This is a genomic window from Bergeriella denitrificans NBRC 102155 (assembly GCF_001592185.1).
In the GTDB taxonomy this organism is placed as follows: domain Bacteria; phylum Pseudomonadota; class Gammaproteobacteria; order Burkholderiales; family Neisseriaceae; genus Neisseria; species Neisseria denitrificans.
In genome coordinates, this window is sequence record NZ_BCWL01000068.1 from 1 (window position 1) to 9,573 (window position 9,573).

General features: G+C 57.7%; 10 protein-coding genes. 5 read left to right on the forward strand and 5 right to left on the reverse strand.

Translation table 11 applies throughout. The features are described from left to right. The first annotated feature begins 82 nt into the window (after positions 1-82). The 4 genes from BDE01S_RS05305 (at position 83) to pheA (ending at position 3,984) form a co-directional block, all read left to right on the forward strand. Entirely contained in the window at positions 83-577 is a 495-nt protein-coding gene (locus BDE01S_RS05305) for a hotdog family protein (RefSeq protein WP_066078316.1), read from the forward strand. Between the two features lie 85 nt (positions 578-662). Then, positions 663-1,391, forward strand: coding sequence for a 3-oxoacyl-ACP reductase FabG (fabG, locus tag BDE01S_RS05310; RefSeq protein ID WP_066078299.1), 729 nt, complete (start codon positions 663-665; stop codon positions 1,389-1,391). Beyond that, the gene (locus BDE01S_RS05315; RefSeq protein ID WP_066078302.1) at positions 1,385-2,620 is read left to right on the forward strand and encodes a beta-ketoacyl-ACP synthase; all 1,236 of its coding nucleotides are present in this window, start codon (positions 1,385-1,387) and stop codon (positions 2,618-2,620) included. The genes fabG and BDE01S_RS05315 overlap by 7 nt, the downstream gene beginning before the upstream one ends. Before the next feature lie 281 nt (positions 2,621-2,901). Then, positions 2,902-3,984, forward strand: coding sequence for a prephenate dehydratase (gene pheA / locus BDE01S_RS05320; protein WP_066078305.1), 1,083 nt, complete (start codon positions 2,902-2,904; stop codon positions 3,982-3,984). A gap of 75 nt (positions 3,985-4,059) precedes the next feature. Here the strand turns inward: pheA and recJ are convergent, their stop codons facing one another. The 3 genes from recJ to yjgA form a co-directional block, all read right to left on the reverse strand. Then, positions 4,060-5,793, reverse strand: coding sequence for a single-stranded-DNA-specific exonuclease RecJ (gene recJ / locus BDE01S_RS05325; RefSeq protein ID WP_066078308.1), 1,734 nt, complete (start codon positions 5,791-5,793; stop codon positions 4,060-4,062). A 124-nt stretch (positions 5,794-5,917) separates the two neighbouring features. Further along, positions 5,918-6,628, reverse strand: coding sequence for a YidX family protein (locus tag BDE01S_RS05330; protein ID WP_066078319.1), 711 nt, complete (start codon positions 6,626-6,628; stop codon positions 5,918-5,920). Positions 6,629-6,709: 81 nt separating this feature from the next. Then, positions 6,710-7,243 (reverse strand): ribosome biogenesis factor YjgA, encoded by a 534-nt coding sequence (gene yjgA / locus BDE01S_RS05335; protein ID WP_066078322.1) that lies wholly within the window; start codon positions 7,241-7,243, stop codon positions 6,710-6,712. A 144-nt stretch (positions 7,244-7,387) separates the two neighbouring features. On the opposite strand from yjgA, the gene pmbA reads away from it, so the two are divergent. Beyond that, on the forward strand, positions 7,388-8,719 hold the full coding sequence (gene pmbA, locus BDE01S_RS05340; RefSeq protein WP_066078311.1) for a metalloprotease PmbA: 1,332 nt from the start codon (positions 7,388-7,390) through the stop codon (positions 8,717-8,719). Positions 8,720-8,787: 68 nt separating this feature from the next. On the opposite strand, the gene BDE01S_RS05345 is transcribed toward pmbA, so the two are convergent. Together BDE01S_RS05345 and BDE01S_RS11570 are read right to left on the reverse strand one after the other, a co-directional pair. Further along, a complete protein-coding gene (locus tag BDE01S_RS05345) occupies positions 8,788-9,267 on the reverse strand; it encodes a DUF4189 domain-containing protein (protein WP_066078313.1) in 480 nt (159 codons plus the stop codon). A 53-nt stretch (positions 9,268-9,320) separates the two neighbouring features. After that, positions 9,321-9,573 (reverse strand): hypothetical protein (locus BDE01S_RS11570; protein WP_218015857.1); only part of this gene is annotated, 253 nt, incomplete at its 5' end.

Consider the following 9,573-nt stretch of genomic DNA (forward strand, 5'->3'; position numbering starts at 1 on the left):
TGTCGGGCAAAAGTGCCCGACCTACTGCTATAAAATAACCAACAATACCGCCAACCCTATTTTCAGACGGCCTTTTCCCGCAATGACACGCCCCACGCCCCTAACCTGCCCGATTACCGACACCGCCCCGCTGCTGCCGCACAGCGGGCATATGGTGTTGCTCGACAGCATTACCGAATACAGCGGCAGCCATTTGCGCGCCACCGCTTCCATAGGCGGAAACCATATCCTGCTGCACGGCGGCGGCGTACCCTGTATGGCAGGCGTAGAAATCATGGCGCAGGGCGTTGCGGCACTGGCCGGCTGCGCCGCCTGCAACGCGGGTGAACCCGTGCGGCTGGGCTTTCTGCTCGGCACGCGCAAGCTGGAACTGTTTGCCGACAGCATTCCCGTCGGCACCGCGCTGAAAATCGAAGTGGACTTGTCCACCCAAGACCAAAGCGGCATGGGCGTTTTCGATTGTGCTTTATACTGGACGGACGCGCCGCCCCAAGCAAAAGCCGCCCTGCCTTCAGACGGCCTCCTGGTACGCGCCGCGCTGAACGTGTACAGCCCGAAAGACGGCAAGGCCGTCTGAAAACCCGCCTGCCGCCCTACCGAAAAGCCGGCACGCGGCCATCCGCACAAACAATCAAACATTCAAAACCATTCAAGGGAAACCCATGAGCGAAACCATTTTAATCACCGGCTCCAGCCGCGGCATCGGCCGCGCAGTGGCGCTGGAGCTGGCGCAAGACGGCTTCGATATCGTTGTCCATTGCCGCAGCCGCCGAGACGAAGCGGAAGCGGTGGCGGCGGAAATCCGTGCGCTCGGGCGCAACGCCCGCGTGTTGCAGTTTGATGTCGCCGACCGCGCCGCCTGCCGCGACATACTCACTGCGGATGTGGAAGCGCACGGCGCGTATTACGGCGTGGTGCTGAATGCGGGGTTGACGCGCGACAATGCGTTTCCTGCGTTCAGCGACGATGATTGGGATGATGTACTGCGTACCAATCTCGACGGTTTCTATAATGTGCTGCACCCGCTGGCGATGCCGATGATACGCCGCCGCAAAGCCGGCCGGATTGTCTGCATGGCTTCGGTATCGGGTATTACGGGCAACCGCGGCCAAGTCAATTACAGCGCGTCGAAAGCGGGTTTAATCGGTGCGGCCAAAGCCTTGGCGGTAGAATTGGCGAAACGCAAGATTACGGTCAACTGCGTCGCCCCCGGCCTGATTGAAAGCGAGATGATAGACGAGCATGTGCCGGTGGACGAGATTTTGAAAGCCGTACCTGCCGCGCGTATGGGCAAACCCGAAGAAGTGGCGCACGCGGTACGCTTTTTGATGGATGAAAAGGCAGCCTATATTACCCGCCAGGTGATTGCAGTAAACGGAGGTTTGTGTTGAATACCAAAAGAGTCGTGATTACGGGTATCGGCGGCATTACCGCTTTCGGCAAAAGCTGGGCGGATATTCAGACGGCCTTTCAAGCCGGTCAAAACGCCGTCAAACACATGGATTGGGCAGACCGCTTTCCTGAGCTGGAAGCATGCTTGGGTGCGCCGCTTCCCGATTACGCCCCGCCCGCGCATTGGACGCGCAAGCAGCTACGCAGCATGGGCAAAGTGTCGCAATTATGCGTGGAAGCGGCCGAACGCGCTTTGGCTGATGCCGGGCTGCTTGGCGATGAACGCATTAGCGACGGGCGCATGGGCGTGGCTTGCGGCTCGTCTTCCGGCAGCCCCAAAGACATCGGCGACATCGGCGAGCTGCTGCTGACCGGCCATTCGCAAAACTTCAGCGCCAACACCTATGTACGCATGATGCCGCACACCACCGCTGCCAACGTCGGCATTTTCTTCGGCTTGAAAGGCCGGATTATCCCCACGTCCAGTGCCTGCTCGTCGGGCAGCCAGGGCATAGGCTATGCCTACGAAGCCATTAAATACGGCCTGATTGAGATGATGCTGGCGGGCGGCGGCGAAGAATTCAGCCCCTCGCAAGTGTATGTGTTCGACTCGCTCTACGCCGCCAGCCGCCGCAACGATGCGCCCGATTTAACCCCGCGCCCTTACGATACGGCACGCGACGGCCTGGTTATCGGCGAAGGTGCGAGCATGATGGTGTTGGAATCGCTGGAAAGTGCGCAGGCACGCGGCGCGAAGATTTACGCCGAAATCGTCGGCTACGGTGCCAACAGCGACGGCAGCCATGTAACCCAGCCGCAAAAAGACACCATGCAGCAATGCATGACGCTGGCTTTGAAAGACGCGGGCATTTCCCCCGCGCAAATCGGCTACGTCAACGGCCACGGCACGGCCACCGAAAAAGGCGACATCGCCGAAACGCTGGCCACCGAAGCCCTGTTCGGCTTCGTACCCATGAGTTCGCAAAAAAGCTATCTCGGCCACACCCTCGGCGCGTGCGGCGTGTTGGAATCGTGGTTCAGCATTGAAATGATGCGCGGCGGCTGGTTTGCCCCGACGGTGAACCTGACCGACCCCGACCCGCGCTGCGGCAACGTGGATCACATCACCGGCGCCGGCCGCGAAATCCGCACCGACTATGTGATGAACAACAACTTCGCATTCGGCGGCGTCAATACTTCGCTGGTGTTTAAACGCTGGCAGGGCTGATGCCGCAAAAGGCCGTCTGAAAATACAGTCGTTTCACTTTAGTTTGATACAACGCTGCTGCGTCCGGCTCAAACCGATGCTACAACTCTACGTTTCAGACGGCCTTTTTATAGTGGATTCAAATAAAAAAGACATAGTCGAATAACACAGAATGGGACAAGGCAGCAAGCCGCAGGCAGTACAAGTAGTACGACCAGGCGCAGCCAACTCTGTAGATTTTTTATTTGAATTCACTATAATGCTAAAATCTCCACCATTTCCACCCGATTCCCTTATCCGCTATGTCGATTGACGAACAATTAAAACCCCACCGCGATGCGATTGATGAAATCGATGCCACCATCCTGACGCTGCTCAACCGCCGCGCCGCCCACGCCCACACCATCGGCGAGCTGAAAGGCACGGGCGCGGTGTACCGCCCCGAGCGCGAGGCCGCCGTATTGCGCCGCATTCAGGATTTGAACCAAGGCCCCCTGCCCGACGAATCCGTCGCCCGCCTGTTTCGCGAAATCATGAGCGAATGCCTGGCCGTGGAGCGCCCCCTGACCATCGCCTATCTCGGCCCGCAAGGCACGTTTACCCAGCAGGCCGCCATCAAACATTTCGGCCACGCTGCCCACACGCACGCCTGCATGACCGTGGACGACTGCTTCAAGCTGGTGGAAACCCGCCAGGCCGACTATCTGGTCGCACCGCTGGAAAACTCCACCGAAGGCTCCATCGGCCGCACCCTCGACCTGCTGGCCGTATCCGCCCTCAAAGCCTGCGGCGAAGTCGTCGTACGCGTACACCACAACCTGATGCGCCGCAACAGCCGCGATACCGCCGGCATCACCAAAGTCTTCGCCCACGCCCAAGCGCTGGCGCAATGCAACGACTGGCTGGGGCGCAACCTGCCGCAGGCCGAGCGCATCCCCGTATCCAGCAACGCCGAAGCCGCCCGCTTGGTGGCCGAATCCGACGACGCATCCGTCGCCGCCATCGCCGCCGTGACCGCCGCAGAAATCTACCGCCTCGACATCGTGGCCGAATGCATCGAAGACGAGCCGAACAACACCACCCGCTTCATCGTGCTCGGCCATCAGGACACCGGCCCCAGCGGCAGCGACAAAACCTCATTAGTCGTCTCCACCCCCAACAGGGCCGGCGCCATCATGAGCCTGCTGCAAACCTTCGCCGATGCCGGCATTTCCATGACCAAAATCGAAAGCCGCCCGAGCAAATCCGCGCTGTGGGAATACCTGTTCTTCATCGACATCGAAGGCCACCAGCAAGACGAAAAAGTCGAAAAAGCCCTGCAGGTTCTCAGCAGCCGCGCCTCTTTCGTTAAAGTGATCGGCTCTTATCCCAACGTGGTGCTGTAAACGGAAAAACCAAAAGCCGTCTGAAAATGCCTTTTTCAGACGGCTTTTTTATAGTCAAACCATACGGCATTGCCTTCACGCCGCTTCCCAATAATCGATATAAAGCTGCAATTCCACATTATTGCGCCATTCGTTGGCGACGGGGCGGTAAACGGTGCGGATGTATTCGGGGATGTCTTCGCTGCAACGCCAAAACATGGCTTCAAATTCATAACCGTCTTTTTGCAGCCACACTTTCTTGTGCTTACCCTCCGCGCCCATAAATTGTTGGCGCACGACGTGAAATTCGTCGGTAAAGCTCGGCGGCGCGAAGCCCTGCCCCCATACGTGGCGGGCAAGGTTTTGCGCTTGCGCCAGCGTGATTTCGGCGGCGGGCAGGCTGCCGTCGGTGATAAAGGTCTGCGACAAATCGTCGTCGCCCACCATGTCGCGCACGGCGGCTTCGAAGGCCGTCTGAAAAGCGGGGATGTTGTGTTCCAAAATGCTCAAGCCCGCGGCCATCGCGTGTCCGCCGAATTTCAAAATCAAATCGGGATGGCGTTTGCTGACCAAATCCAGCGCGTCGCGCAAATGCAGGTTGGGAATGGAACGCCCCGAACCGCGCACTTCGCCGTTGTCGGCGGGCGCAAACACAATCGTCGGTCGATAAAACCGGTCTTTCAGACGGCTGGCGACAATACCGACCACACCTTGGTGGAAATCATCGCGGTAGGCTACCAGCGTGGTTTGGCCTGCGGGCAGAATGTCGGGAAAACCGTCGAGCGCGTCTTGCAGCATAGACTGCTCGATTTCGCGCCGCTCGATGTTCAAATCATTCAACTGCGCCGCCAGCATTTGCGCTTCGGCCTCACTTTGCGCCAGCAGGCAGGCTATGCCGACCGACATATCGTCGAGCCGGCCCGCCGCGTTAATACGCGGCCCCAGCGCAAAACCCATATCGAAAGGCTGGGCCTTGCGCCAATCGCGCCGCGCCACCTCAAACAAAGCGCGTATGCCCGGGCGCATTCTGCCCTGCCGCATCCGCTTCAAACCTTGCGACACCAAAATGCGGTTGTTGTGATCCAGCGGCACCACATCGGCCACCGTACCCAACGCCACCAAATCCAGCAGTTCCGCCAGATTCGGCTCGGCAATTTTGTTCGGGCCGTCTGAAAACGGCGTTTCCGCATTATGCGAAAAATAACCGCGCCGGCGCAGCTCCACCCTCAGCGCCATCAACACATAAAAAATCACGCCCACGCCCGCCAGACTTTTGCTCGCGAAGCCGCAACCGCGCTGGTTCGGATTCACAATAATACAATCGGGCACTTGCTCGGCAGGCAAATGGTGGTCGGTCACAATCACGTCCAAACCCAAAGCCTGCGCCCGCGCCACGCCCGCCAGGCTGGCAATACCGTTATCCACCGTCACCAGCAGCTTTACGCCTTGTGCGGCGGCGATTTCGGACAGCTCCGGTGTGAGGCCGTAGCCGTGTTCGAAACGGTTGGGCACGAGAAAATCCACCTTCGCCCCCATCGCGCCCAAGCCGCTCACGCCCACGCTGCACGCAGTTGCGCCGTCGGCATCGTAGTCGGCGACAATCAGGATTTTTTCGCCGCCTTCCACCGCATCCGCCAGACGCACGGCGGCGGCTTCGCAGTTGGCCAGCGTTCGGTAAGGCAGCAGACCGGAGAGCTTGTCGTCCAGCTCATCGGGCGACCGCACGTCACGCGCGGCGCACAGGCGGGCGATTAAGGGGTCGGCACCCGCATGGATTAAAGTATCGCAGACGGTTTGGTTAATGGGGCGGGTTTGGATTTTGACGGACATAGTGATTGGATTTTTTGAAAATGTTTTCAGACGGCCTTTTTATGCTGATAAGGCCGTCTGAAAAATAAGATGGGGATTAAACCATCAATTTGAAATATTTCATGATATAACAACGGCGCAAACCTTATCTCTTTACCGCATCCACCAGCTTACCGATGGCGGCAAACGGCAGCGCCACCACCGCCAGCGCCGCATCACCCATCAAGGTCAGCGGAGTATAACCGACATTCTGAATCAACTTGCCGTAGTCGGTTTGTCTGGTCGTCACTTTATAGCGGATTTCCACCGGCACACTCTGCTCGAAGCGGTAATCGGCCTTCATCTGCTGCGGCACGTTGTAATATTTGCCCGACGCTTCGACGCATCGCACATAGGCGGTTTGTTTATCTATTTTGGTTTCTTTAAACGCCAACGCCTCAAGCTGCTTGATTTCCGCCGCTTTTACCGTGTCGTAACGCAGGCAGAAACTGCTGCTGAATTCCGCGCCGCCCTTCTCTTTCAGCGTGACGGGCAGGGCGTTATAGCGGTAACGCGGGTTAAGTTCCACCATTTGAAACTGTTTGTCCAGCTTGGCATTTAAAATTTCAGCCAGCTTGGCGGAATCCTTTGGATTAACCACAAACCAATATTTGCCGCCCATCATCACCAAGCTGCCGCGCTCGAGCTGTGCGGTGTTTTCTTTAACCGTGCCGAAAGCATGAATATCGTCTTGGCCCACCGGTACATATCGGGTGCTTTCGCTGAACGGGTCGTTCATACCCCACATCATCGTAGTACAGCCGTTTAACAGCATCGTTGCCGCCACAAGCGCGGCGGTGGTTTTCATCACTTTCATGGTCATGTCTCCTGCCGGTTGGAAAATAATCTTTTCAGACGGCCTGATGTTCTTTTAGAAAGCCGTCTGAAAATAGAAAGGTTACACTTCACCCTCTTCCGCCAAATCCGCCCCGCCGCCCTGCTTGTCTTCCATGACGGTTTTGACTTCTTGGAACAAAGCACGGAAATTTTTCGGCGGTTTGTTTTGCTCCTGCTCTTTGCGGGTATTGCGGATAAGGGTACGCAGTTTGCCCGCGTCGGCGTGCGGATGGTCCGAGATAAAAGCCGTCAGCGCGTCATCATTGGCAATCAGGCGTTCTCGCGCCTGCTCGACGCGCTGCAAAAAGGCGTTGTGTGCCGCATTGTCGCCGCGCAGTTTGGCCAAAAACTGCTCGATAGGCTCGGGATCGGTGTCGCGCATCAGACGGCCGATAAATTGCGCCTGCCGTTTGAGCGCGCCGTTAGAAGTGATTTTCTTATACGCCTGCACCGCTTCAAACAATTCTTCGGACAAACCGATTTTTTTCAGCGTATCGGTCGAGAGCTTGGTCAGCGCCATGCCCAAATCCTGTAAATCGTTCATCTGCTTTTTCATACGGGTTTTGCTGACCCATTCGTCTTCGTTTTCAAACATTTTCTCTAAACCTTCGTGGCAACCGCCGTATTTTAACACGTTCACGCCGCCGTACCGCCTTTCATGCCGTCTGAAAACGGCGGTATTTTCACAAGGCCGTCTGAAAACAGTATAAAATGCGCAAAACCCATTCAGAGAAGCCCCATGCTGTTCAACCACACACCAAACGAATTAATCCGGCTGTGCGAAAACACCCTGTCGCTGGCCAAGCAATACGGCGCAACCGCAGCAGAAGCCGACTTCAGCGAATCGCTCGGCCAAAGCGTGAGCGTGCGCCTGAACGAAATCGAACAAATCGAATTCCAGCAGGACAAATCCCTCGACATCACCGTGTACGTCGGCCAACGCAAAGGCCGCGCCTCCACCGCCGACTTTTCCGACCAAGCCTTGAGCGACACGGTCAAAGCCGCCATCGACATCGCCCGCTACACCGCCGAAGACGACTGCGCCGGCCTGGCGGATGCACATTTAATGGCGCAGCACATCGCCGACCTCGACCGCTACCACGAATGGGATTTGGATACCGAAACCGCCGTCGACATCGCCAAACAATGCGAACAGGCCGCACTCGATACCGACGGCCGCATCCGCAACTCGGAAGGCGCGGGCGTACAAACCGGCCATTACCAATACGTTTACGGCAACTCCCACGGCTTTACGGCACACCAGCAAGGCACGCGCCACAGCCTCTCATGCAGCGTGGTCGCCGACGACGGGCAAGGTATGCAGCGCGACTACTGGTACGACAGCTCATGCCGCCGCCAAGACATGGACAGCCCCGAATCCATCGGCCGCACCGCCGCCGAACGCACCCTGCGCCGCCTCGGCAGCCGCAGCATCCCCACCGGCACTTATCCCGTATTGTTCGACACCACCATGGCGGGCGGCTTAATCGGCCACCTGGTCGGCGCACTCAGCGGCGGCGCACTCTACCGCCAAAGCAGCTTCCTCATCGACAGCATCGGCAAAACCATCCTGCCCGGGTTTGCCAACTTGCGCGAAGAGCCGCATATCCCGCGTGCGTTCGGCAGCACCTATTTCGACTCCGAAGGCGTCGCCACGCAGCCGCGCTTCGTCATCCGTAACGGCGTGGTCGAAGGCTATTTCCTGAGCAGCTACAGCGCGCGCAAACTCGGCATGACTTCCACCGCCAACGCCGGCGGCGCGCACAATCTCTACCTCGACCCCACCCATCCCGACCAAGCCGCCCTGCTGAAAGAAATGGGTACGGGCTTACTCGTAACCGAACTGATGGGACAAGGCGTCAACACCATCACCGGCGACTACTCGCGCGGCGCGGCAGGATTCTGGGTGGAAAACGGCGTCATCGCCTATCCCGTCCACGAAATCACCATCGCCGGCCGCCTGCAGGATATCTACCGCAACATCGCCGGCATCGCCGATGACGCATTACGCCGCTCGTCCAACAAAATCGGCTCGATACTGATTAGCGAAATGACCGTCGCGGGCGCATAATGTTTTACCGGCAAAAAAAGGCCGTCTGAAAATCATGATTTTCAGACGGCCTTTTTTTATCGAGCAACTTATTTCAAACGGTTAATCAGCGTTTTCAGCATCCCGCCGTAATAATCGCTGGCGGTGCAGTAGGTCACTTCCAGCGTACACTGCCCTGCGCTGCCGTATTTTTTCATACACTGGTTCATGGCGGTTTGGTGCACGCTTTTGAAACGCGGGGACGTGATAATCACGGCGTTTTCCGGTGTCAGCGCGCCGGCGGCTTTCGGGTAGGCCAGCGCCACGCAGGTGTTGCTCAGCGGCATAATGGTTTTGCAGCCGGTGGGGCTGCCTGCAGCGATGCCGGCCAAAGCGTCTTGCGCTTGGCAGTAGGCATCCAGCTCGGCTTTGGCTTCGGCGCGGCTAGCGTTTTCACGCGTGGTTTTAATCTGTACCGTATCACCGGCATCGTTCGGATTTTGCCACAGCGCGAGATAGCCGTAGCTGTCGGCCGCGCCTGCCGATGCCGACAGCAGGCCGATGATGAGTGCGGATAAGGCTTTTTTCATTATGGGTTTCCGTGATAGCTGTGCGGTGCGGCAACATTCCGCCCGCTGCCTTATTATGGCTTCGAGCGGCGGTTTTTCAAGCACGGGCGGCGGTTTTTACATGCTTTATCACACGCGGCTGCAATATAGGGTCGGACAGCACGGATTGAAAGCGGCAAAAGGCCGTCTGAAAACGGCATATCGCTAACTAACTTAATCATCAATAACGTGAGTTCGGGATAAGAAAACTGTGGAGAAATGCAAAACTCTTTGAGTTTCCACAATCTGCCCCTTCCCCCACCATTACGGGGGAGAGAATAAGCAGCT

Excerpts from the sequence above, each read along its gene's own strand:
- BDE01S_RS05345 (WP_066078313.1), bottom strand. The coding sequence starts at position 9,267 with ATGAAAAAAGCCTTATCCGCACTCATCATCGGCCTGCTGTCGGCATCG.
- yjgA (WP_066078322.1), bottom strand. The coding sequence starts at position 7,243 with ATGTTTGAAAACGAAGACGAATGGGTCAGCAAAACCCGTATGAAAAAG.
- fabG (WP_066078299.1), top strand. The coding sequence starts at position 663 with ATGAGCGAAACCATTTTAATCACCGGCTCCAGCCGCGGCATCGGCCGC.
- BDE01S_RS05305 (WP_066078316.1), top strand. The coding sequence starts at position 83 with ATGACACGCCCCACGCCCCTAACCTGCCCGATTACCGACACCGCCCCG.
- BDE01S_RS05330 (WP_066078319.1), bottom strand. The coding sequence starts at position 6,628 with ATGAAAGTGATGAAAACCACCGCCGCGCTTGTGGCGGCAACGATGCTG.
- pheA (WP_066078305.1), top strand. The coding sequence starts at position 2,902 with ATGTCGATTGACGAACAATTAAAACCCCACCGCGATGCGATTGATGAA.
- pmbA (WP_066078311.1), top strand. The coding sequence starts at position 7,388 with ATGCTGTTCAACCACACACCAAACGAATTAATCCGGCTGTGCGAAAAC.
- recJ (WP_066078308.1), bottom strand. The coding sequence starts at position 5,793 with ATGTCCGTCAAAATCCAAACCCGCCCCATTAACCAAACCGTCTGCGAT.